This window comes from Vibrio sp. 10N (assembly GCF_036245475.1).
Lineage (GTDB): Bacteria > Pseudomonadota > Gammaproteobacteria > Enterobacterales > Vibrionaceae > Vibrio.
Genome location: NZ_BTPM01000001.1, coordinates 3,127,766 through 3,149,628, shown reverse-complemented (window position 1 = coordinate 3,149,628; position 21,863 = coordinate 3,127,766). Strand labels below are relative to the sequence as shown.

General features: G+C 48.6%; 23 protein-coding genes. 15 read left to right on the top strand and 8 right to left on the bottom strand.

Annotated elements, in window-relative coordinates:
* Positions 1-44 precede the first annotated feature (44 nt).
* The 5 genes from AAA946_RS14660 (at position 45) to AAA946_RS14640 (ending at position 5,666) form a co-directional block, all read left to right on the top strand.
* Positions 45-626: an aminodeoxychorismate/anthranilate synthase component II gene (locus AAA946_RS14660; protein WP_338165475.1), complete on the top strand. Its 582-nt coding sequence runs from the start codon at positions 45-47 to the stop codon at positions 624-626.
* A gap of 381 nt (positions 627-1,007) precedes the next feature.
* A complete protein-coding gene (locus AAA946_RS14655; RefSeq protein ID WP_338165474.1) occupies positions 1,008-2,219 on the top strand; it encodes an aspartate aminotransferase family protein in 1,212 nt (403 codons plus the stop codon).
* Between the two features lie 81 nt (positions 2,220-2,300).
* Positions 2,301-3,320 carry an arginine N-succinyltransferase gene (gene astA, locus AAA946_RS14650; protein ID WP_338165473.1) on the top strand — a complete coding sequence of 340 codons (1,020 nt, stop codon included), beginning with the start codon at positions 2,301-2,303 and terminating at the stop codon, positions 3,318-3,320.
* Between the two features lie 77 nt (positions 3,321-3,397).
* Positions 3,398-4,864 (top strand): succinylglutamate-semialdehyde dehydrogenase, encoded by a 1,467-nt coding sequence (gene astD / locus AAA946_RS14645; protein ID WP_338165472.1) that lies wholly within the window; start codon positions 3,398-3,400, stop codon positions 4,862-4,864.
* 10 nt (positions 4,865-4,874) lie between these two features.
* A complete protein-coding gene (locus AAA946_RS14640; protein WP_338165471.1) occupies positions 4,875-5,666 on the top strand; it encodes a DUF1338 domain-containing protein in 792 nt (263 codons plus the stop codon).
* A gap of 70 nt (positions 5,667-5,736) precedes the next feature.
* Here AAA946_RS14640 and crp read toward each other — a convergent pair whose 3' ends face one another.
* The 5 genes from crp to AAA946_RS14615 form a co-directional block, all read right to left on the bottom strand.
* Entirely contained in the window at positions 5,737-6,369 is a 633-nt protein-coding gene (gene crp / locus AAA946_RS14635; protein WP_004410522.1) for a cAMP-activated global transcriptional regulator CRP, read from the bottom strand.
* A gap of 243 nt (positions 6,370-6,612) precedes the next feature.
* On the bottom strand, positions 6,613-7,482 hold the full coding sequence (locus tag AAA946_RS14630) for a phosphoribulokinase (protein ID WP_252012661.1): 870 nt from the start codon (positions 7,480-7,482) through the stop codon (positions 6,613-6,615).
* A 127-nt stretch (positions 7,483-7,609) separates the two neighbouring features.
* A complete protein-coding gene (locus AAA946_RS14625) occupies positions 7,610-7,822 on the bottom strand; it encodes a YheU family protein (RefSeq protein ID WP_042477224.1) in 213 nt (70 codons plus the stop codon).
* A gap of 73 nt (positions 7,823-7,895) precedes the next feature.
* Complete coding sequence (locus AAA946_RS14620) at positions 7,896-8,873, bottom strand: hydrolase (RefSeq protein ID WP_338165470.1); 978 nt, start codon at positions 8,871-8,873, stop codon at positions 7,896-7,898.
* On the bottom strand, positions 8,870-10,258 hold the full coding sequence (locus tag AAA946_RS14615) for an aminotransferase-like domain-containing protein (protein ID WP_338165469.1): 1,389 nt from the start codon (positions 10,256-10,258) through the stop codon (positions 8,870-8,872). Before AAA946_RS14615 ends, AAA946_RS14620 begins: the two co-directional genes overlap by 4 nt.
* A 128-nt stretch (positions 10,259-10,386) precedes the next feature.
* Between AAA946_RS14615 and AAA946_RS14610 the strand changes: the two genes are divergently transcribed.
* Positions 10,387-10,983, top strand: coding sequence for a LysE family translocator (locus tag AAA946_RS14610; protein WP_338165468.1), 597 nt, complete (start codon positions 10,387-10,389; stop codon positions 10,981-10,983).
* On the opposite strand, the gene AAA946_RS14605 is transcribed toward AAA946_RS14610, so the two are convergent.
* Positions 10,973-11,452 (bottom strand): TIGR02444 family protein, encoded by a 480-nt coding sequence (locus tag AAA946_RS14605; RefSeq protein WP_338165467.1) that lies wholly within the window; start codon positions 11,450-11,452, stop codon positions 10,973-10,975. The genes AAA946_RS14610 and AAA946_RS14605 overlap by 11 nt on opposite strands.
* Positions 11,449-13,371 carry an ABC transporter ATP-binding protein gene (locus AAA946_RS14600; protein ID WP_338165466.1) on the bottom strand — a complete coding sequence of 641 codons (1,923 nt, stop codon included), beginning with the start codon at positions 13,369-13,371 and terminating at the stop codon, positions 11,449-11,451. The genes AAA946_RS14605 and AAA946_RS14600 overlap by 4 nt, the downstream gene beginning before the upstream one ends.
* Positions 13,372-13,670: 299 nt before the next feature.
* On the opposite strand from AAA946_RS14600, the gene kefG reads away from it, so the two are divergent.
* The 8 genes from kefG to rplI all read left to right on the top strand — a co-directional run bounded on the left by kefG (position 13,671) and on the right by rplI (position 19,401).
* Complete coding sequence (kefG, locus tag AAA946_RS14595; protein ID WP_338165465.1) at positions 13,671-14,285, top strand: glutathione-regulated potassium-efflux system ancillary protein KefG; 615 nt, start codon at positions 13,671-13,673, stop codon at positions 14,283-14,285.
* A complete protein-coding gene (kefB, locus tag AAA946_RS14590) occupies positions 14,269-16,065 on the top strand; it encodes a glutathione-regulated potassium-efflux system protein KefB (RefSeq protein WP_338165464.1) in 1,797 nt (598 codons plus the stop codon). The genes kefG and kefB overlap by 17 nt, the downstream gene beginning before the upstream one ends.
* Positions 16,066-16,098: 33 nt before the next feature.
* Positions 16,099-16,302, top strand: coding sequence for a YheV family putative zinc ribbon protein (locus AAA946_RS14585; protein ID WP_338165463.1), 204 nt, complete (start codon positions 16,099-16,101; stop codon positions 16,300-16,302).
* A gap of 121 nt (positions 16,303-16,423) precedes the next feature.
* Entirely contained in the window at positions 16,424-17,008 is a 585-nt protein-coding gene (gene slyD, locus AAA946_RS14580; protein WP_338165462.1) for a peptidylprolyl isomerase, read from the top strand.
* 85 nt (positions 17,009-17,093) lie between these two features.
* Positions 17,094-18,035 carry an isoaspartyl peptidase/L-asparaginase family protein gene (locus AAA946_RS14575; RefSeq protein ID WP_338165461.1) on the top strand — a complete coding sequence of 314 codons (942 nt, stop codon included), beginning with the start codon at positions 17,094-17,096 and terminating at the stop codon, positions 18,033-18,035.
* Between the two features lie 188 nt (positions 18,036-18,223).
* The gene (gene rpsF, locus AAA946_RS14570) at positions 18,224-18,613 is read left to right on the top strand and encodes a 30S ribosomal protein S6 (protein ID WP_042477242.1); all 390 of its coding nucleotides are present in this window, start codon (positions 18,224-18,226) and stop codon (positions 18,611-18,613) included.
* Positions 18,614-18,690: 77 nt separating this feature from the next.
* Positions 18,691-18,918 (top strand): 30S ribosomal protein S18, encoded by a 228-nt coding sequence (gene rpsR / locus AAA946_RS14565; RefSeq protein ID WP_000090472.1) that lies wholly within the window; start codon positions 18,691-18,693, stop codon positions 18,916-18,918.
* Between the two features lie 30 nt (positions 18,919-18,948).
* Positions 18,949-19,401: a 50S ribosomal protein L9 gene (rplI, locus tag AAA946_RS14560; RefSeq protein WP_042477246.1), complete on the top strand. Its 453-nt coding sequence runs from the start codon at positions 18,949-18,951 to the stop codon at positions 19,399-19,401.
* A gap of 97 nt (positions 19,402-19,498) precedes the next feature.
* Here rplI and AAA946_RS14555 read toward each other — a convergent pair whose 3' ends face one another.
* Positions 19,499-20,269, bottom strand: coding sequence for a DUF481 domain-containing protein (locus AAA946_RS14555; protein WP_112478742.1), 771 nt, complete (start codon positions 20,267-20,269; stop codon positions 19,499-19,501).
* A 178-nt stretch (positions 20,270-20,447) separates the two neighbouring features.
* Between AAA946_RS14555 and AAA946_RS14550 the strand changes: the two genes are divergently transcribed.
* A complete protein-coding gene (locus tag AAA946_RS14550) occupies positions 20,448-21,842 on the top strand; it encodes a replicative DNA helicase (RefSeq protein WP_338165460.1) in 1,395 nt (464 codons plus the stop codon).
* Positions 21,843-21,863 lie beyond the last annotated feature (21 nt).

The following is a 21,863-nucleotide window of genomic DNA, read 5'->3' as shown; positions in this document are numbered from 1 at the left end:
TGCACAATACCGCCTCTTGGTGCGCAACCCTTTAAAGTCTGACTATGCTACTCATCATCGACAACTACGATTCCTTTACCTTCAACCTGTTTCAGTATTTTTCTGAATTGGGCACAGAGGTCAAAGTCGTGCGTAACGATGAGATTGATATTGCAGGCATTGAGGCGTTAAACCCTTCTCACTTGGTCATTTCCCCCGGCCCTTGTACACCTAATGAAGCAGGGATCTCGCTCGAGGTGATCAAACACTTTGCTGGTAAATTGCCACTGCTTGGCGTTTGTTTGGGTCATCAGGCGATTGCCCAGGTGTTTGGTGGTGAAGTGGTACGCGCAAGACAGGTCATGCATGGTAAGACGTCACCGATTCGTCACACCAACCAGAGTGTGTTCACTGGGCTCAACAATCCCTTGACTGTGACTCGCTATCACTCGCTTATTGTGGCTCGCGACAGTTTGCCGGACTGCTTTGAAGTCACCGCATGGACTGAGCTTGAGAATGGCGCGTTTGACGAAATCATGGGGTATCGTCACAAGACCCTCAACATTCACGCCGTCCAATTCCACCCAGAATCCATCAAGACTGAGCAAGGGCACGAGCTTTTGCGTAACTTCCTGTTGCAGAAATAGTCGATCTAGATCACCTTTTTTTGTTTTCTTATCCTTCATAAGTTTAACTTATGGCTTTGCAAAATTATTCGCTTTTACTGATGTGAGGCGAGTGAACACCTTGCCTGAGCAGTTTCTTTGCCTCTTCGTCAAAAAATACTTCATTCAAATTCATTTATGATGCATAAATACTCACAAGGCGATATTGAATCCGGCGCAAAGTGCGCCTAAAAAGATTTTTTCACTATTGCTATGGTTAAATAAATGTAAATACAATGCTGCATCTGTGGAAAGTCGATAGAAAATGTTCTGTCGCCAACGGAAAGAGAAGGTTCCCCTAAAGCCGCCTTGTTGAAGGCCAACCTCTTTTCGCCCACACGCAGTAATAAGAAGGAATGTGTTATGACAACGGAAAAAGCGGTAACTCGTGAGTGGTTCGATGAGGTAATGGTACCTTGTTATAACCCGATGGAGATGATTCCAGTTAAGGGCGAGGGTGCACGTGTTTGGGATCAGCAAGGTAACGAGTATATCGACTTTGCTGGTGGTATTGCGGTGAGCTGTCTAGGCCATTGCCACCCTGCTATGGTGAATGCGGTTACTGAGCAAGCCAACAAAATTTGGCACTTAAGTAATGTAATGACCAATGAGCCTGCGCTGCGTCTGGCGAAAAAACTCACCGAAGTGAGCTTTGCGGAGCGAGTGTTCTTTGCCAACTCGGGTGCGGAAGCGAATGAAGCGGCATTGAAGCTTGCGCGTCGCTGGGCAGCGGACGTGCATGGCACTGAAAAGTCAGAAATCATTGCCTTTAACCAAGGCTTCCACGGCCGTACGTTCTTTACCGTGACAGTGGGTGGTCAAGCGGCCTACTCTGACGGCTTTGGTCCTAAGCCAGGTGATGTGACGCACATTCCTTACAATGATATCGCGGCGCTTGAAGCGCAAATGTCTGAAAAAACCTGTGCAGTCATGATGGAACCGCTACAAGGTGAAGGCGGTATTGTTTCTCCACAACCTGAATTTGTTCAAGCCGTTCGTGAGCTTTGTGATAAATACAATGCGCTGCTTATCTTTGATGAAGTGCAAACCGGTAACGGCCGTACTGGTAACTTCTACGCTTACCAAGGCCTTGGTATAACGCCAGATATCTTAAGTACAGCAAAATCACTAGGTGGCGGTTTCCCTATTGGTGCCATGTTAACGACAGAAAAACTGGCCGCTCACATGAAGGTGGGAACCCATGGTTCTACTTATGGCGGTAACCCGTTAGCGTGTGCAGTGGCAGAAGCCGTAGTCGACGTAGTATCTCGCAAAGATGTGCTAGAAGGCGTTGCTGAGCGTGAAGCTTGGTTCCGTGAAGGTCTTGAGAAGATCAACGCGAAATACGGTCTATTCAGTGAAATTCGCGGCAAAGGCTTGCTACTTGGCGCAGCACTTAACGAAGAGTGGCAAGGCCGCGCTCGTGACGTATTAGTTGCTGCAGGCCAACAAGGCTTGATGGTGCTGGTTGCCGGTGCCAATGTGGTGCGTTTCACGCCATCACTGGTTATCACTCAACAAGAAGTTGAAGAAGGATTAGCTAAACTAGACAAAGCCATTGGTACGCTAGTTTAAGCAGATAGCCGATAAGTCGGCTTTTAGATGCTCTCTCGGATTTGGATGTTCCGAGAGAGTTCGCGTCAGGAGGGATTATTGATGCTTGTTGTTCGTCCTATCACTATGTCTGACTACGATGCGCTGCATACTTGCGCAGTAGAATCAGGCCACGGTTTTACTTCTCTTCCCGTTAATGAAGAGCTTCTGACAAACCGAATTACCCATTCAGAATACAGCTTTGCTAAGCATGATGTCACAGCGCCTACCGACGAAGGTTATTTGATGGTTGGCTTTGATACTGAAACCGGCGAAGTTGCAGGGACAACGGGTATTGAAGGTGCGATTGGTTGGGATGTTCCTTTCTACTCTTATCACATCAGTACCGTGGTGCATTCATCACCAAAACTCAACGTGAATAACGTGGTGAAGCTACTGACTTTTGGTAACAACTACACGGGATGCAGCGAAATCTGTACCTTGTTCTTGCGTCCGGAGTTTCGAGGTGGTCTGAATGGTCGCTTAATGTCGAAGTGCCGCTTCTTAATGATGGCAGAGCACCCAGAGCGCTTTTCAAAAACCATCTTTGCAGAAATGCGTGGTGTATCGGATGCGGAAGGTAACTCACCGTTTTGGAAGTGGCTGCAAGAACACTTCTTCTCTATTGATTTCACGATGGCCGATTATCTAACGGGGATCGGGAAAAAAGGCTTTATTGCCGACCTAATGCCGAAGCTACCTATTTACATCAACCTGCTGAGTAAAGAGGCGCAAGCGGTGATCGGCCAAGTGCATGAAAATACGCGCCCTGCATTAAAACTTCTTGAGAGAGAAGGGTTTACTTGTCGCAACTATGTCGACATTTTCGATGCAGGTCCAACGGTTGAGTGCGATCTTCGTAATATCCAAGCGGTGCGAGACTCATTCCGCGCCAAGGTATCGGTCTGTGAACACACCAGTTCACAAGACTACCTGATTGCTAATACTTCTTTCGAGCACTTCCGTGCGACGGCGGCTAAAGCGGCGTTTGACGCCGAGTCAGGCACCGTATTGCTGTCTCCAGAGACTGCGGATGCACTGAATGTTGCTGATGGCGATATGGTTCGCATGCTGGCTCAATAAGCAACATTACTCGCCTCTACAAGCAATAAGATGGCCGCTCACAGCGGCCACATTTAAAAGACCAAAGGAACTTCACTATGTCTCAACAAACTCAATGGATCTCGGGCAACTGGGTAGCGGGTCTCGGTGACGCGTTTCAGTCACTGTCACCCTACGACAATAATATCATCTGGGAAGGCCAATCAGCGACGCCTGAGCAAGTCGAGCTGGCGGTATCTTCCGCTCGTAAAGCGTTTGTTGAGTGGAAAAAAAGACCGTTCGCGGAACGTGAGGCTATTGTGCTGGCGTTTGCCGACAAGGTTAAAGAGCGTAGTGAAGAGATCGCCATTGCGATTGCCAAAGAAACCGGTAAGCCGTTATGGGAGACCCGCACAGAAGCTGGCGCAATGGCAGGCAAGATTGCCATTTCGATTCGCGCCTACCACCAACGTACAGGTGAGAGCCAACGCGAAGCGGCTGGCAACCAAATTGTCCTCCGTCACAGGCCCCTTGGTGTTATGGCCGTGTTTGGTCCTTATAACTTCCCTGGCCACTTACCGAATGGTCATATCGTACCGGCCTTATTGGCAGGGAACACGGTCGTCTTTAAGCCTTCAGAGCAAACACCACTGGTGGGTGAAATCGCGATGAAGATTTGGGAAGAAGTGGGACTGCCTGCTGGTGTCATTAACCTGGTTCAAGGTGGTAAAGAAACCGGTATTGCTCTTGCTGATTCAAAGGGTATCGATGGCGTGTTGTTTACGGGTAGTGCTAACACAGGTCATATTCTTCATCGTCAATTTGCTGGTCAACCTGGCAAGATGCTGGCGCTTGAGATGGGTGGTAACAACCCACTTGTTGTCAGTGAAGCGTTTGGTGATGTGGATGCAGCGGTGTACACCATTTTGCAATCGGCCTACATCAGTGCTGGCCAGCGTTGTACCTGCGCACGACGCCTTTATGTGCCATTTGGTGAAAAAGGTGATCAATTAGTAGAAAGCTTAGTGTCAGCCATTAAGAAGATTCGCATTGATGAGCCGTTTGCAGAGCCTGCACCATTTATGGGACCACAGATCTCAGAGCAGGCCGCAGACCATATTATTGCAGCGCAAGCTGAACTGGTGAAACTCGGTGGTAAGAGCTTAGTAGAGGCGAAACGCCTCAATGCAGCGTTCGTAACGCCAGCACTGCTAGATGCGACAGACATCGCTGAGCTGCCTGATGAAGAGTACTTTGGACCGCTACTACAGCTGGTGCGCTACGAGACCCTTGAGCAAGCGGTAGAGCTGGCTAACGACACTCGATTTGGTTTGTCGGCAGGTCTTATCTCTGAGCGCGATGAAGAGTGGCAATATTTCACAGACCATATTCGTGCTGGCATTGTAAATCGCAATCGTCAGCTCACAGGTGCGAGTGGTGATGCGCCGTTTGGCGGACCGGGCGCCTCTGGCAACCTTCGCCCAAGTGCGTTCTACGCAGCAGATTACTGCGCTTACCCTATGGCATCAATGGAAGGCGACAATACCATTCTTCCTGCGACCTTGAGCCCTGGCATTGAACTATAAGGAGTAGGCTATGACTGTTGACGCGTTATTTGGCCATTTGTGGCAAGACTACATTACTCGCTTATGTCCATCTGCTCACAAGGTTCATGACTTGCTGAGGGAAGATGAGTCGCTCATCAATGACCATATTGCACTGCGAACCTTTAATGTCGCGCCACTGGGTATCGACACGCTGGCTAAGCCGTTTCTAGATCTTGGTTACGAGGTGAGTGGTCATTACGACTTTGAATCCAAAAAGCTGACTGCGATTCACTTAGAACATAGCAATGCTCTGCTTCCTAAGGTGTTTATCAGCGAATTGCGAGTGGAAGAGTGCTCTCAGTCGCTACAAGATATCGTGGCTAAGCTAGTGGCGCAGGTGGACAGTGCTAAGCTATCTTCTGCTGACTTCTTATATGGTGGCCGCTTGTGGGATCTGAGCTATCAAGACTTCCAAACGCTGGCGCAAGAAAGCGAGTATGCTTCATGGCTTGCCGCTCACGGTTATGGTGCGAATCACTTTACAGTGAGTGTGAACCAGCTTGATCGTTTTGCCGAAGTGGTTGAGGTCAATCAGCGTCTTCGTGACGCTGGGTTTGCAATTAATGAATCGGGTGGCGAGGTAAAAGGCTCACCAGAGGTTCTTTTGGAGCAATCCTCAACGATGGCAGACAAAGTATCCGTGGCATTTACTGATGGTGACCAGGTGATTCCTGGTGGTTTCTATGAGTTTGCTAAGCGCTACCAGTTAGCCGATGGCAGTTACTATCAAGGCTTTGTCGCCGCATCGGCGGACAAAATTTTTGAGAGTACACATCAATAACCTCAAAAATAAAAGCCCCAACAACAAAAAAGCCACCCGAAGGTGGCTTTTTAAATCTGTCGACGCGCTATTAACGAGTACCGTACACCACGATAGTCTTACCGTGGGCAGAAATTAGGTTCTGCTCTTCTAGCATCTTAAGAATACGACCTACTGTCTCACGAGAACAACCTACGATTTGGCCGATCTCTTGACGAGTGATCTTGATTTGCATGCCGTCAGGGTGAGTCATTGCATCTGGTTGTTTCGCTAGGTTTAGTAGCGTCTGTGCAATACGACCCGTTACGTCTAGGAACGCTAGGTCACCTACTTTTTGGCTAGTCACTTGTAGACGACTTGCCATCTGAGCAGATAAGCGCATTAGAATGTCTGGGTTTACTTGGATAAGCTGACGGAACTTCTTGAATGAGATTTCCGCAACTTCACAAGGTGATTTTGCTCGTACCCATGCCGTACGTTCTTGGTCCTCTTCGAACAAGCCAAGTTCACCGATGAAGTCACCTTGGTTTAGGTAAGACAAGATCATCTCTTTGCCTTCTTCATCTTTAATCAGTACCGCTACAGAGCCTTTGACGATGTAGTAAAGCGTTTCTGCTTTCTCGCCCGCGTGAATAAGCGTGCTCTTTGATGGGTACTTGTGAATGTGGCAGTGTGAAAGGAACCACTCTAACGTTGGGTCGGTTTGAGGTTTACCTAGAACCATATATCTTACTTCCTCTGCAGGGTATGCTTGCTGCTTTCCATATTTGTTAGCAAGCCCGTTGGTTAAGACCTACTAGCATAAAAGCACTTTGAAGATGGCGCAAGCGATCTTCTGTTTCCTAGAAATAGTATCCTTTTTTGCGCCGCTTTTCTTGATTTTAATCGTGTCAAAAGCCTATTTATCTATACAAAACTGTGCACATGATCACGATACAAAAAAACAGGCTGATTTGGCTCACAATTCCTAACCTATTTTCCCGGTTTCTATAAGTTGCTGAAGTATTGGCCTGACGATTAGCTCCATCGCAAAACTCATCTTACCGCCCGGTACGACAATGGTGTTATGACGCGACATGAACGAACCATCAATCATCGCTAGTAGGTACGGGAAGTCGACATTCTTGATACCACGCAAGCGGATCACGACAAAACTCTCATCCAAACTCGGAATGCCTTTAGCATTGAGCGGGTTTGAGGTGTCCACGGTGGGAACGCGCTGAAAGTTAATATGGGTGCGCGAAAATTGTGGGGTAATGTAGCTTAAATAGTCGTCCATCGAGCGAACGATTGAGTCAGTAACCGCTTCTCGAGAGTGACCGCGATCGCGGGTGTCTCGTACGAACTTTTGGATCCACTCCAGGTTAACAATGGGCACCATGCCGATGAGCAGGTCAACGTGCTGCGCCGCATTCACATCCCCGTCGACGACTCCGCCGTGTAGGCCTTCGTAAAACAGCACATCGCTATTTTCGGGCAGGTCTTGCCATGGGGTGAAGGTGCCTGGCATTTGGTTATAAGGCACGGCCTCATCGAAGGTGTGCAAGTAGCGACGAAACTGTCCGGTACCGTTTTGCCCATAGTTGCGAAAAAACTCTTCAAGGGCTGGGAAATCATTCGCTTGCGGGCCAAAGTAGCTGATGTGTTTACCTTGCTCTTTGGCTTTGCGGATCTCGATGTCCATTTCTGGACGAGTAAAGCGGTGAAAGCTATCACCTTCAATAAATGCAGGCTTGACGCTCATCATGTTGAACATCTTGCGAAATGCTTCTGACGTTGTGGTGGTTCCAGCTCCAGAGGAGCCGGTTACAGCAATGATTGGGTGTTTTGCTGACATAACACTTCCTGTGTATTTGTAATTGTCGTTATAAATTTGCTAACTCACATAAGGAGTTAGACCTTGTAGGCCAATTTCAGTTCAATAGCCTTTCAATATAGCAGCTACTCACGCGGCTACCGAAAAATTACAGCGAGCGACGAGATTTTATGTCGACGGTTTCGTGCAGTTCGGAGAAGACAATGACGGCCTCGCCACTTTCTAGCTGGCTGCGAACATGGCGAACTTTGTCGTCTAGTGACACTTCCGACTCACCATAGTCGGTGCCTTCGCGCAGCACGAACTCTTTAATCAGGTTATCCAGTGTGTCTGCATCAATTTGCTGCCATGGGATGATCATAAATACCTCTCAATTCTATGACCGCAGGATTATACCATTGCTGATTCACAAAGGGAGCTATCGCTGTTTTTGGCTAGTCAATAAAGTGCCGGTAGTAACTTGGTAGGCTCTCTTCTAACCAAAAACGCGGACGTCGCAAACTGCCCGTCATGAACCCCACATGACCTCCTCGGTCAAGCAGTTGGTAATTGATATGGCATGGAAGAGTAAAGGTTGGAATGACCTCGTGTGTCATGAAGGGGTCATCCTTGGCATGAATAAACCGGGTCGGCACCGTGATTTCTCGAAGGCGAGGCAGCCCGGAGCAGCGCTGATAATAATCATCGGCATCTTTAAATCCGTGCAGCGGGGCAGTGATTAAATCATCGAACTCGTAAAGCTTTTTCATGTTCTTAATGCGCTCTTCGGTCAGTCCGAGTACTTCGCTTAGTAGATGAAGTTTGTTGAGTGCGTTCTTTTTCATCGAACTGAGCAGGTATGAGCGATAGACCTTAGAGAAGCCTTGCTCAATGCGCCTAGCACATGCTGCGAGGTCGAGCGGCGCAGAGATGACAGTCGCGCCATTGAGCTTGGTATCATCGCCATAGTGAGCGAGATAGTTGGTCAGCATGTTGCCACCAAGGGAAATGCCTACGGCAACCTTTTTACTGTTTGGGTAACGATGATCCAAAAGCTCAATGAACTGTCTTGCGTCACCAATCTCACCAGAATGGTAAGCTCTGGCAAGTCGATTTGGGTTTGGTCCACAGCCGCGAAAATGCATCATGACCGACAGCCAGCCTTGCTGGGCAAAGGCGTGCATCAGACCGTTGGCATAGGGACTGTGAAAGCAGCCCTCCAAACCATGGAACAGAATGAACACGGGTTTGCCGTGGGCACTTTGACTATGTGGTTCTTCACTCCACGCGAGCTCGACAAAGTCTCCATCTGGGGTGTCCATAGTTTCCCATATCGGCTCAAAAAGCGCTTTGCGGCGCACAAAGCGTGGGATCAGCGTCTGGATGTGTGGATTGGCTAGCCCTTTGGCGGCGATAAAGTGTTTGCTGCTCATAACGTAAATTCACTTACGGGATTGGATAGTAATAGTGCTTTAAGTGTATCTACGCCTAATTGTAGCTGCTCGATCGTTTGCGGCGAACTCAGAGATAAACGCACGGCCGGAGCAATGGAACCGCCAGGAGGGGCAAATAACTCCCCAGACTTAACGATCACCCCTTGCTGCGCGGCTTGGGCGACAAAATCACTCAGCCGCCAATGTTCTGGTAGGGTAAGCCAAATATGAAAGCCACCGTGTTGATAGCGAATATCAAACTCGCTCAAAGCTTCAACGGCAACGGCGATGCGCGTTTTCATTTCGTTATGGATGATGGTGAGGTTGCGCTCGGCATCCCCGGATGTGAGCATTTCACAGGTTAAGGCGGTCAATAGTGGGCTTATCATCCAACTGTGGTTTTGCAGCGTCATGACCAAGTTCTGGTGCAGTTTCTCTGGGGCGCTCAGATAGCCCACTCGTAGACCCGGAGCAAGACACTTGGAAAAGGCGCCAATATGAATCACACGTTCAGGAGCCATATTCACCATAGGCGCAGGTGCCTGTTCCAGCAGTAGGCCATTGATCTCATCTTCAATCACGTAGACATCATAAGACTCACAAATTCGCAAAATGTCGCGGCGGCGCTCTTCTGGCATGATGGCCGTGGTTGGGTTTTGCAATGTGGGTGTGAGGTAGATAAAGCGCGGTGAATAGCGTTGGCAACACACCTCTAGCGACTCTGGCGTAACACCAAACTCGTCCATATCCACGCCTTTGAGTGTTAACTGATTCTGACGAGCCAAGCTGATCACACCAGGGTAGGTGTATTTTTCAACCAATACCGTATCGCCTGCGCGAGTGAATGTATCGAGCACCATTTGAATCGCATGTTGGGCACCTGAGCTGAATAACATCCGATGCGCAGCGAGCTTAATGCCTCTGTCGTTTAACCAGTTGGCGACAATGCTGCGATGTGCATCCAGTCCCGCTGGTGGTTGGTAGAGCATGAGCTGGTTTAGGTGGGAATTGGAGCTCGATATGCGTTGCATGGCCTGCTTGAGCATATCACTTCTATCAAGCAGCGGTGGGATGTTGTAACCAAAGTTCATTTCATCTTGTGCGACGCTGCTTTGTTCAAATACCCAGCTCGGCTTATTGCTATCGGTGACGTAAGTGCCAGCTCCCACTTTGGCTTCAACCAATCCTCTACGCTCTACTTCTGCATAGGCTCGAGTAATGGTACCGACGGTAACCCCAAGCTTGTCGGCCAACCAGCGATGCGTAGGCAGTTTACTGTTTGCCTTAAGCTCACCTTCTTCGATCTTGGTGGCGATCTGATCGGCGATCTGTTTGTAGATCGGAGCGGGATCTTGCTTGAATACGGTAATTGTCTCGATTGTCATGGTGACAATAAATCCTTTGCGTCTGAATTATGGCTTTGTTAGGGTTATTTTGTGCTCAAATTAACAATAAATCAACGTAATTATGAAAATTGTATCGGTACAATTTTTACGGAAATAGGAGAAGAGGGATGGAGTGGTCATTTTTGCTATCGGTGGCGTTGTTCGCGCTGGTCATGACGGGGACGCCGGGTCCCAATAACGTCATGTTGACAGCGTCGGGTGCGAACTTTGGCTATGTCAGATCGATCCCGCACTTTCTTGGAATTGGTCTCGGCTTGATAAGCTTGATCTTATTGAATGGCGCTGGTCTTGGCGTGATCTTCCAAACTTACCCGATGGTTCAGGAAGTTCTCAAATGGCTGGGGAGCGCGTATTTGCTGTATTTGGCTTGGCGAATTCTAACTGCTGGGATCAGTAAGGGAGAATCTGACAGCAAAGCCAAACCCATGACCTGCTTTGAGGCCATGACATTTCAATACTTGAATCCAAAAGCTTGGGTGATGTCGGTCACCGCCGTGAGTTCGTTCGCATTGAACGGTGACTACTATTGGTGGTCACTGGTGGGGATCTCAGTGATCTTTTTGCTGGTTCAGATCCAAACGTCGTCGGTATGGGTAGGTTTTGGTACTTTTATTCGCCGCTGGCTGGCAACCCCCACGGCATGGCGACGCTTTAACTCCAGTATGGCGCTGCTTACCGCTTCATGCGTGGTGTTTATTTGGTAACGAGCTCGCTGACTGGCTTTGCAAAGATAAGCCCGAGATGCTCAGCGCCAAGTTGGCGACAGTAGCCGAGCACAAGTGGTTCATCCTGTTTGGGACTGAGCGTTAACGCATTGATGCAATCAACGAGGTCGGATTGCTGCTGTTTCTCAAGGCTGAGTTCAAACTCAAGCGCTTCACGATATAAACTATCAACCACGCTGTGCTTGAGCTGACGGCGAATATCGCGAAATTGATGCAGCAGCTTTTCAGTACGGCCGAGGCAGGATTGGACGTGATGCCAATCCTCGGCATGGAAACGAAGTGCCTGTTCGTCCAGCCACTTCAATAGCAACAGTAGATTGACGTTGCCGTGGTAGTGATTTTGCAGATTTAAGCACGCCTCTTTTACCTCACGCACCCCATAATATTGCAGGCTGAACTGCCATAGGTGCTCTAAAGTGAGATTTGAAGATGCGTGCTCACGGGTCATGACTGATTGAATTCCTGTTCCATCTGCTCAAGAACTTCTTGCTGCGCCATCCAGTCCATTTCCACTTCTTCAAGTTCGGATTTACTGGAGGCTTGCTTGGCAAGTACTTCATTAAGTTTAGCTTTATTTTCCGCATCATACAGAGAAGTATTAGATAATTGCTCTTCTGCCTCAGCGATGAGGGCGGATAACTTATCCATTTTTTCTTCAAGCTTTGTCAGTGTTTTGCGAATTGGCGCGGTTTGCTTACGAAACTCGGCGTCTTTACGCTTTTGCTCTTTCTTAGCAGCCGCACTGTTGTTTGAGGTTTTATCCGGCTCACTTGCCTGAGCCTCTTTACGCTCGATCTTTTGTTGCTCTGTCAGCCACTTATAGTAGTCAACCAAATCACCATTGAATGGTGCTACCTGACGATCGTGGACTAGGTATAGGTCATCGGTGGTCGCGCGCAGCAAGTAGCGATCGTGACTGACGATAACCATGGCACCCTCAAAGGTTTGCAGAGCAAGCGTTAAGGCTTGGCGCATATCCAGGTCAAGGTGGTTGGTCGGTTCATCGAGCAGCAATAGGTTTGGCTTTTGCCACACCACAAGCGCGAGTACCAGTCTGGCTTTTTCGCCACCGGAGAACGGCGCGACTTTTTCAAGTGCTTTATCACCTTGGAAACCAAAGCTACCCAAATAGTCACGAAGCTGCTGCTCGGTGTGCTGTGGTGCGATTTGCATCATGTGCTGCAGCGGCGTCTCTTCTGGGTGTAGGGTTTCAAGTTGGTGCTGGGCAAAGTAACCAATCTTAACGCCTTGAGAGTAATTTAGATCGCCCCCTTTAGCGCCAAGCTCGCCGGAGAGCAATTTGATCAGCGTCGATTTACCCGCACCGTTGCGACCCAAAAGACCAATTCGGCTGCCAGGTACAAGATTCAGTCGGATCTTCTCAAGAATGATGTTGTCATCATAGCCTGCCGATACGTCATCCATCATGATGATGGGGTTTGGCAGTGCTGCAGGCTCTCTAAACTCGAAGCTAAATGGGTTATCAAACTGGGCTGGGAGCACTTTTTCCATGCGCTCAAGCGCTTTGATACGGCTTTGCGCTTGGCGTGCCTTAGACGCTTTGTAGCGGAAGCGGTCGATGTACTTCTGCATATGTGACATCTGCTTTTGCTGCTTCTGGTATTGAGCTTGTTGCAAGATGAGTTTTTGCGCGCGCTGCTCTTCAAATGAAGAGTAGTTGCCGGTGTACTCATTGAGCAGTTGATTCTCGATATGAATGATGCGACCGACGATCGGATCAAGAAAGTCTCGGTCGTGCGAGATCAAGATAAGCGTACCCGGATAGCTTTGTAGCCAGCGCTCAAGCCACATCACGGCGTCCAAGTCCAAGTGGTTGGTCGGCTCATCGAGTAGCAATAAATCAGAGCGGCACAATAGCGCCTGTGCTAGGTTGAGGCGCATACGCCAACCACCTGAGAACTGGGTTAGATTCCAGGTCATCTGTTCTTGACTAAAACCAAGGCCATCTAAAAGCTCTGCCGCGCGAGCACGGATGCTGTAGCCGCCAATGACTTCGATCTTGCCATGCAGTTCCGCTACTAGAGTACCGTTATCTTGCTGCTCGGCATCGACAAGCTTCTGCTCCAGTGCTCGATACTCACGATCGCCATCAATCACGTATTCAATCGCAGTGCGCTCTAACGCAGGGGTTTCCTGTGCTACCCAAGCTAGCTCCCAATGGGAGGGTTGGCTAAATGAGCCTGCGTCAATGGACAGCTCGTCTTTAAGCAGCGCAAACAGAGTGGACTTGCCACAGCCGTTTTTGCCGACAAGGCCAACTTTGTCACCAGGGTGAATGGTGGCAGAAGCTTGGTCGAGCAGTGGTTTACCGCCGCGAAGCAATTGAATATCAGAGAAGGTGATCATAAGGAAACAACTAGCTAGTGATTGAAATTTCGACCCACGAATACTATGAGGAAAGTGCCGAAATGTCGATCTTTATCCCTTGTTGCAGGTTAGAAATAGCGCGGAAAACAGGGGCAAACTAACCTGCACGAAGGACGAAGTTTGGTATATGATGGAACAAACTGATAACAAAAACAGAATGATTTCAATAACAATCATCACTGTCTACCCTTAAAGATTAGGGTAAATAACATTGACCGGCTCTTACTTGGTTGGAGGGCGGTCTAAGAAGCCGTAAGCATGGAGATGGTTTTAAAGGAATGACGTCAGAATTACAACACTCAAACCAATCCCCAAAAGTTCTGGTGATATACGCACACCCAGAGCCGCAAAACTCTATCGCCAACCAAGTGATGCTTAAGAAAATCCAGTCACTGGATAACGTCACTTTACGCGACTTATATGCCCTCTATCCTGATTTTTTCATTGATGTGAGCACCGAGCATCAAATGTTGTTGGAACATGATGTGATTGTCTTTCAACATCCGCTGTATATGTATTCCTGTCCTTCACTGCTCAAAGAGTGGATTGACCGAGTGTTGGGTAAAGGCTTTGCGTTTGGTGATGATTGTGCGCTGGAAGGTAAGTTCTGGCGCAGCGTGATCACCACCGGGGGCAAAGAGTCTGCTTTCAGTCAATCGGGGTATAACAAGTACCCGTTGGAGCAAATACTGCAACCGTTCGAATTGACGGCTGCGCTGTGTAAGATGCAGTGGATGGAGCCATTGGTGCTCTATTGGTCACGCCGGGTGGACGATATGGAGCGCTATCAACATGCTGAGCTATACCGGCAATGGTTGATGCATCCTTTTGATGAGTCATTGATGATGTCGTCGCTCACAACAGAGGAGGCGATCGATGGCAATGGCGAATGATTTCCTACAAAGCAGTGTGATATTTCTTTCTGCCGCAGTGGTGGCGGTGCCCATTGCCCAGCGTTTTGGTTTAGGAAGTGTACTCGGCTATCTATTGGCGGGTGTGGCAATTGGCCCATGGGGGCTAGGACTTATCAGTGATGTGGATGAAATCCTCCATTTCGCAGAATTTGGCGTGGTGCTGCTGCTGTTCTTGATTGGCTTAGAGCTAAATCCGAAAAAACTGTGGCAGATGCGCGTACCGATACTGGGTCTCGGTGGGGCGCAGGTGCTGGTAACCACCTTGATATTGTCGGCGATTGCTTCGTTGTTTGGTCTTAGCTGGCAAACCAGTTTAGCGATAGGAATGGGACTGGCGCTTTCCTCGACAGCGATTGCACTTAAAGTAATAGAAGAGCAGGGCTTAGCTGGAGGAGAAACGGGGCAGTCGGGGTTTGCGGTATTGCTGTTTCAAGATATCGCGGTGATCCCAATGTTGGCGCTGCTTCCGGTATTGGCGGGTAACACGACAGGCAACTGGGATGACATTTTATGGATGCTCGCCGGTGTACTCGGGTTACTCGTCGGTGGTCACTACTTGATCCGCCCGCTGTTTCGTTATGTGGTGATGAGTGGTGTGCGTGAGCTCTTCACTGTAGCCGCGCTGCTGTTGGTGGTAGGTATTGCCGCCTTTATGCAAAAGCTCGGTTTGTCGATGGCACTGGGTACCTTTTTAGCTGGGGTGCTACTGGCGGAAAGCGAATATCGCCATGAGCTAGAGATCGCCATTGAACCGTTTAAAGGGCTACTGCTCGGCTTGTTCTTCATTGCAGTCGGTATGGCGGTTAATTTGGGGCTGTTGGTATCCGAGCCATTTAAAGTGCTGCTTGCTGTGGTGTCCTTGGTGGTAATTAAAGGGCTGCTGCTTTATGTCTTGGCTCGTCTGTTTGGGATCCGCCCCAAAGCGCGCAGTAAAATGGCGGCGATTTTGAGTCAAGGCGGTGAGTTCGCCTTCGTTATCTTTACCGCTGCCAGTGCACAGGGGCTTTTGCCCGCTGAAGAGTCGGCTTTTCTATTGGTGGTGGTGAGCTTATCGATGGTCACCACTCCGCTGTTGCTGATGGGGCAGAAAAAGTGGTTTGAGAAATCGCTCAATCAAGAGCATGAAACCACGATTAAAACCGATGTAAAAGATAGGCAACCACGAGTCATAATTGCTGGCTTTGGTCGTTTCGGCCAAATTGTTGGTCGATTGATGTACGCCAACAAGGTCAAAATCACCGTACTAGAAAGTGACGCAAGCCAAATCCACTTACTTAGAAAGTATGGCTACAAGGTGTTTTATGGTGACGCGACTCAACTTGACTTGTTGCGTGCGGCCGGTGCAGACAAGGCGGAAGCGATCATCGTTTGTACTGACTCACCGGAGGAGATCATGGAAGTAGTGGATATGTGTCATAAGCATTTCCCGTCGCTTAAGGTGCTTGCTCGGGCACGAAGCCGCGTAGAAGCGTACCAGCTAATGAACCACGGCGTAGAGCGCTACTCGCGAGAGACCTTTTTAGGTGCCCTAGACCTAGGACGCCAAGCGTTGATTGAGCTAGGTTTTCACCCTTATGAGGCCAAGCGCGCAGAAGCGCACTTTAAAAAGCTGGATAATGCCATGCTCAAAGAGCTGTTGCCGCAGCACAGTGAAGATAAAGAGTTGGCACAACGATCAAAAGAGGCTCGAAAAGAGCTCGAAGAAATCTTTGGCCGAGAAATGGAAAACGACCGACAGTCCCGTAATTTTTGGGATTAGTTGGCGCGAGTCGTCTGGAAAGTAGGAAGTAACATGAGCAGTACCAAGAAACGATTTATTGCCGGGGCGAGCTGCCCGAAATGTTCAACACAAGACAGTCTGCGCTGGTGGATTGAGAACAATGTTGAATGGGTGGAGTGCGTGGATTGTGAGTTCACGGAGCAGCGCACGCCAAAAGCTGTAGAAAAATCTGAACGAAGTGATGAAGAATTAATCGGTATTTTTAAGCCCGAATGATTGAGTTTCTATTTTCTATCCCCATAATATGCTCACACGCCGCTTAACGGCGGCATTGTTTTGATAAGACTAGGGTGCTCTTGCATCAGCCTAGTTTTAGTGCCAATCCTTTGGAGTATCCATGAAAATTGCTAAGAACGCAGTAGTAAGCCTAGCGTACCAAGTAAAAACTGAAGACGGTGTTGTTGTTGATCAAGCAACAGTTGAGGCACCTCTAGATTACCTACACGGCCACAACAACCTTATCACTGGCCTAGAAAAGGAACTTGAAGGCAAGGAAGCAGGTGACAAGTTCACTGCAACTGTTTCTCCAGAAGATGCATACGGCGAGCACAATGACGCGCTAGTTCAGCGTGTACCTGCAAACGTATTCCAAGGCGTTGATACCATCGAAGTGGGTATGCGTTTCCTAGCGGACACTGACCAAGGTCCAATCCCTGTAGAAGTCACAGAAGTTGATGGCGACGAAGTTGTGGTTGATGGTAACCACATGCTAGCTGGCCAAACACTGACGTTTGACGTTGAAGTGGTAGCACTTCGCGAAGCAACAGCAGAAGAGATCGAGCACGGTCACATTCACCAAGGTGGTGGTAGCTGCTGTGGTGGCGAAGGTCACGGTGAAGAAGGTGGCTGTTGTGGTGGTGACGACCACGGTGAGAAAAAAGAAGACGGCTGCTGCGGTGGCGGCGGTTGTGGTTCTCACTAATCACACGCTTTTCAAAGGCCTCCCATTGGGAGGCCTTTGTCGTTTATAGTACTTGGAAACAGAACGAATAATAAGGAAGTGATGTATGACTCAGCCTTTTGCTATCGCTATTCATGGTGGTGCCGGTACGATTTTAAAAACGCAGATGAGCGATGAGCTCAAGCAAGAGATACTTGATGCATTGAGTAAATCGGTACAAGCAGGCGCTGCCGTATTAGAGGCAGGCGGTGATGCCCTAGATGCCACGGTAGCAGCGGTAACGGTCATGGAAGACTCGCCGCATTTTAATGCAGGCAAAGGCTCGGTATTGACGCACGATGAGATGGTGGAGATGGACGCTTCCGTGATGCACGGCGCAGAGCAAGATGCGGGCGCAGTGGCGGGGGTACGGCATATTAAAAATCCGATTGCGCTCGCCCGTGATGTGATGCGCGATAGTGACCACGTGCTCTTGATTGGCGAAGGCGCCGAAAAATTTGCTTTTGAGCAAGGTCATGAATATACCGAACAAGATTACTTCTTTACTGAGCGACGCTACGAGCAGCTTCAATCGATGAAAGAAAAAGGGCTGTTTGCGTTATCGGAATCAAAATACCCCGACGATAAGAAATACGGCACGGTAGGTGCGGTCGCGCTGGATAAGCAGGGCAACCTAGCTGCTGCGACCAGTACCGGCGGTGTGACCAATAAGAAATACGGTCGAGTGGGTGATACTGCCATCATAGGCGCAGGTACCTATGCTGAGAATAATAATGTCGCGGTGTCAACCACAGGTATGGGCGAGTACTTTATTCGAAAAACGGTGGCGGGAGAGGTGGCTGCACGTATGCGCTATCTCAATGAAGACGTACACACAGCCTCTGAGACTGTGATTCAGGGGGAACTGAAAACGATGGGCGGAGAGGGTGGTTTGATCGCCATTGATGCTAATGGTGATGTGCACTTTGCGATGAACAGTTCTGGCATGTACCGAGCCGCTATTGGCGTCGATGGAGCATTAACGGTTAAGATTTATGCTGATGAATAGCAAGGCTTTTTGCGCTTAGACAGTGCGGGGCACTTTCCTTGGTGGTTTCGCCTCTAAAATTGCTTGCTTATTGTTCGCCCTTTCTGTAACATTCGCGGTCCTTAATTCTCGGTCTTTTTTATTAGTTCCTTGCTTCCTCTGGACGACCGAGCCAAATGTGGAAGCTAATAATCCGTAAGGAGCAACCAATGCGTCATTACGAAATCGTATTCATGGTGCACCCTGATCAAAGCGAGCAAGTTGCTGGCATGATCGAGCGTTACACTGGTTCTATCACTGAAGCTAACGGTACTATCCACCGTCTAGAAGACTGGGGCCGTCGTCAACTGGCTTACCCAATCAACAAGCTTCACAAAGCGCACTACGTTCTAATGAACGTTGAAGCGCCACAAGAAGCAATTGATGAGCTAGAAACTGCTTTCCGTTTCAACGATGCAGTTCTACGTAACATGATCATGCGTACTAAGAAAGCTGTTACTGAGCCTTCTATCATGCTTAAGCAGAAAGAAGAGCGTTCTGAGCGTGCTCCACGTCGTGAAGAGCGTACAGAAGCTAAGCCAGAAGCATCTGCAGAGTAATTCGTTACTCAATTAGTACTTGGTAGTGGTTATCCATTACCGACATCAAGACTTTAATTTAGATCAGGAGATAGCCCATGGCTCGTTTCTTCCGTCGTCGTAAATTCTGCCGTTTCACTGCAGAAGGCGTTCAAGAGATTGATTACAAAGACGTAGCAACTCTTAAAAACTACATCACTGAAGCTGGTAAAATCGTACCTAGCCGTATCACTGGTACAAGCGCTAAATATCAGCGTCAGCTAGCGCGCGCTATCAAGCGTTCACGCTACCTAGCTCTACTTCCGTACACTGATAAGCATCAGTAATCGGCACCGTTTAGAAAAGAGGATTAAACAATGCAAGTTATTCTACTTGATAAAATCGGTAACCTAGGTGGTCTTGGCGATACAGTTAATGTTAAATCTGGTTACGCTCGTAACTTCCTTATCCCACAAGGTAAGGCTGTAATGGCAACTAAATCTAACGTTGAAATGTTCGAAGCTCGTCGCGCTGAACTAGAAGCTAAAGTAGCTGAGCAACTAACTGCTGCTGAAGCTCGTGCTGAAAAAGTTAACGCTCTAGAAGCTGTTGTTATCGCTTCTAAAGCTGGTGACGAAGGCAAACTATTCGGTTCTATCGGTACTCGTGACATCGCTGACGCTATCACTGCTGCAGGCGTTGAAGTTGCTAAGAGCGAAGTTCGCCTACCTGAAGGTGCTCTACGTACAACTGGTGAGTTCGAGATCAGCGTTCAACTTCACTCTGAAGTTTTCGCTCAAATCGCACTACAAGTTGTTGCTGCTGAGTAATTTCAGTCAGAAGAACACGAAAAAACACCAGCTTCGGCTGGTGTTTTTTTTTTGCCTATTTTTATTGATTTGAGGTGTAGCTTCCGTTGTTCAAACCTCAGAAGGCGAAAAGCAGGTTCACCGTAAAGATAGAATCGCGCTTGCTCAAGTTAGGGCTAGGCACCTTGGTATGATATTTACTGTCATAGGCAAGTTTAAGAGCGATAGTCTCGGTAATATCGTTGGTGACGTTTACCTCGGTATCCATACGTGTGTTGCTTTGACCGGCAGTGACCGTGAGCTTGGTGGCGAACGTTAGGTTCTCCAATGGGTTCCAAGAAAAATTAATGTTACCGCGGACAATGGGTTCTTTGACTATGTCCTTGAAGATGATTTCATCGTCATCAATCTCATCAACGTTAGGCTCTTGATAACGAAAGCCTGGACCGAATTCGGCCTCAAGTAGCAGTGAGTCGGTATTGTACAGCTGGTAACCCAAACCGCCTGAAACAGTATGGTCTTCAAAGTACGAGCTGTAGCGGGAAGAAAACCCATTGTAGTTTCCGTAAAGATAGGTTCTTGGGCCTAACTTGTAGTCGGTTTGCAGCAAATAGTTTTGCTGGTTCTTGTCTTCTTCCCCATTTTTGTACAGTTGATAGTACTTCCATTCACCATTGGTACGGTGTCTTCCTTCCGTGTACTCAGCGCCAACCCGAGCGTTGAGTGATTGTGAATCGGTGTTGCCTGAGTGTGCTTGGTAGCCAAACTCTACTTCGGTTTTGAGCGGGGAAGCCGGAGTCTCTTCACTGTCACCAGAAGGCGTGAACTCTTCAGCATAGACAGCCGGCGACGCAAGCAGCACTAAACCAAATAACAACTTCTTGGACACGAAAACCTCATGGCATGGAGAAAAGGGTTGGGGATTATATGTGTGGCATATTCGTTCATCGTCAGCGATAGGTCAAATATTGATTCATGAACCATCGCTTTTGTCGCGTTTTCTTTACTTTAGCCGACACTGAGTTGTGTATATAATGGTGGGTCTTAGTGTGTTATCGAGTTAGGTCATGGCGGATAGTCGAAATCAGAAAAGTAAAGATGCTCAAGTGGACTCAGTGAAGGTACCTCCTCACTCCCTAGAGGCTGAGCAATCGGTCTTAGGTGGTTTGCTGTTGGACAACCAACGTTGGGATACCGTGGCTGAAAAAGTCATTAGCAGCGATTTCTATAGCAGACCGCATCGTTTGATCTTTGAAGGTATTCAAGCCATTCTCGAAGAGAGTAACCCGCTCGACTTAATCACGCTTTCCGAACACTTAGAGCTGCGCGAGCAGCTCGACGACGTTGGCGGCTTTGCTTACCTTGCTGACTTGGCGAAGAACACGCCGAGTGCCGCTAACATCAATGCGTATGCCGACATCGTTGCCGAGCGAGCGCTGGTTCGTAACCTCATTGGCGTTGCCAACGAGATTGCTGATGCGGGTTACGATCCGCAAGGACGCTCTTCAGAAGATTTGCTTGATTTGGCTGAGAGTAAAGTCTTTAAAATTGCTGAAGATCGTACCAACGAAAACGAAGGTCCTCAGAATGTTGATAACATTCTCGAGAAAACCCTAGAGCGCATTGAGATCCTCTACAAAACGCCGCAAGACGGTGTGACAGGGGTGACAACAGGCTTTAACGACCTCAATAAGAAAACAGCCGGCCTGCAGGGCTCTGATTTGATTATTGTGGCAGCACGTCCGTCGATGGGTAAAACCACCTTTGCGATGAACCTATGTGAAAACGCAGCCATGGCCAGTGATAAGCCTGTGCTCATCTTCTCGCTAGAGATGCCTTCTGAGCAACTGATGATGCGTATGCTTGCCTCCCTTTCTCGAGTCGACCAAACCAAAATCCGTACTGGTCAGCTTGATGATGAGGATTGGGCGAAAATTTCGACCACCATGGGCATGCTCATGGAAAAGAAAAACATGTTCATTGATGACAGCTCGGGCTTAACACCAACGGAAGTGCGCTCCCGTGCTCGTCGAATTGCCCGTGAACATGGCGGTCTGAGCCTAATCATGATCGACTACCTTCAACTGATGCGTGTCCCTTCACTTTCTGAAAACCGTACACTGGAAATTGCTGAGATTTCTCGCTCGTTAAAAGCTTTGGCGAAAGAGCTGAATGTACCAGTAGTGGCGCTATCGCAGCTTAACCGTTCCTTGGAGCAGCGCGCTGATAAGCGTCCAGTAAACTCGGATCTTCGTGAATCGGGCTCTATTGAGCAGGATGCCGATCTTATCATGTTTATTTATCGTGATGAGGTATATCACCCAGACAGTGCACTAAAAGGCATTGCCGAAATCATTATTGGTAAGCAGCGTAACGGTCCTATCGGTTCGGTTCGCTTAACGTTCCAAGGTCAATTCTCCCGCTTTGATAACTACGCAGGTCCTGCGTTTGACGAAGAATAGTAGGATATCCGTATGAGTTAC

Bases quoted from the DNA above. Each gene is read 5' to 3' on its own strand.
- AAA946_RS14625 (WP_042477224.1), bottom strand. From the start codon at position 7,822: ATGATCATCCCATGGCAGCAAATTGATGCAGACACACTGGATAACCTG.
- kefB (WP_338165464.1), top strand. From the start codon at position 14,269: ATGGCAATGGCGAATGATTTCCTACAAAGCAGTGTGATATTTCTTTCT.
- astA (WP_338165473.1), top strand. From the start codon at position 2,301: ATGCTTGTTGTTCGTCCTATCACTATGTCTGACTACGATGCGCTGCAT.
- rpsR (WP_000090472.1), top strand. From the start codon at position 18,691: ATGGCTCGTTTCTTCCGTCGTCGTAAATTCTGCCGTTTCACTGCAGAA.
- AAA946_RS14575 (WP_338165461.1), top strand. From the start codon at position 17,094: ATGACTCAGCCTTTTGCTATCGCTATTCATGGTGGTGCCGGTACGATT.
- AAA946_RS14630 (WP_252012661.1), bottom strand. From the start codon at position 7,482: ATGTCAGCAAAACACCCAATCATTGCTGTAACCGGCTCCTCTGGAGCT.
- rpsF (WP_042477242.1), top strand. From the start codon at position 18,224: ATGCGTCATTACGAAATCGTATTCATGGTGCACCCTGATCAAAGCGAG.
- kefG (WP_338165465.1), top strand. From the start codon at position 13,671: ATGACGTCAGAATTACAACACTCAAACCAATCCCCAAAAGTTCTGGTG.
- AAA946_RS14585 (WP_338165463.1), top strand. From the start codon at position 16,099: ATGAGCAGTACCAAGAAACGATTTATTGCCGGGGCGAGCTGCCCGAAA.
- AAA946_RS14605 (WP_338165467.1), bottom strand. From the start codon at position 11,452: ATGACCCGTGAGCACGCATCTTCAAATCTCACTTTAGAGCACCTATGG.
- slyD (WP_338165462.1), top strand. From the start codon at position 16,424: ATGAAAATTGCTAAGAACGCAGTAGTAAGCCTAGCGTACCAAGTAAAA.
- AAA946_RS14660 (WP_338165475.1), top strand. From the start codon at position 45: ATGCTACTCATCATCGACAACTACGATTCCTTTACCTTCAACCTGTTT.
- AAA946_RS14620 (WP_338165470.1), bottom strand. From the start codon at position 8,873: ATGAGCAGCAAACACTTTATCGCCGCCAAAGGGCTAGCCAATCCACAC.
- AAA946_RS14550 (WP_338165460.1), top strand. From the start codon at position 20,448: ATGGCGGATAGTCGAAATCAGAAAAGTAAAGATGCTCAAGTGGACTCA.
- crp (WP_004410522.1), bottom strand. From the start codon at position 6,369: ATGGTTCTAGGTAAACCTCAAACCGACCCAACGTTAGAGTGGTTCCTT.
- AAA946_RS14600 (WP_338165466.1), bottom strand. From the start codon at position 13,371: ATGATCACCTTCTCTGATATTCAATTGCTTCGCGGCGGTAAACCACTG.
- rplI (WP_042477246.1), top strand. From the start codon at position 18,949: ATGCAAGTTATTCTACTTGATAAAATCGGTAACCTAGGTGGTCTTGGC.
- AAA946_RS14615 (WP_338165469.1), bottom strand. From the start codon at position 10,258: ATGACAATCGAGACAATTACCGTATTCAAGCAAGATCCCGCTCCGATC.
- astD (WP_338165472.1), top strand. From the start codon at position 3,398: ATGTCTCAACAAACTCAATGGATCTCGGGCAACTGGGTAGCGGGTCTC.
- AAA946_RS14655 (WP_338165474.1), top strand. From the start codon at position 1,008: ATGACAACGGAAAAAGCGGTAACTCGTGAGTGGTTCGATGAGGTAATG.
- AAA946_RS14640 (WP_338165471.1), top strand. From the start codon at position 4,875: ATGACTGTTGACGCGTTATTTGGCCATTTGTGGCAAGACTACATTACT.
- AAA946_RS14610 (WP_338165468.1), top strand. From the start codon at position 10,387: ATGGAGTGGTCATTTTTGCTATCGGTGGCGTTGTTCGCGCTGGTCATG.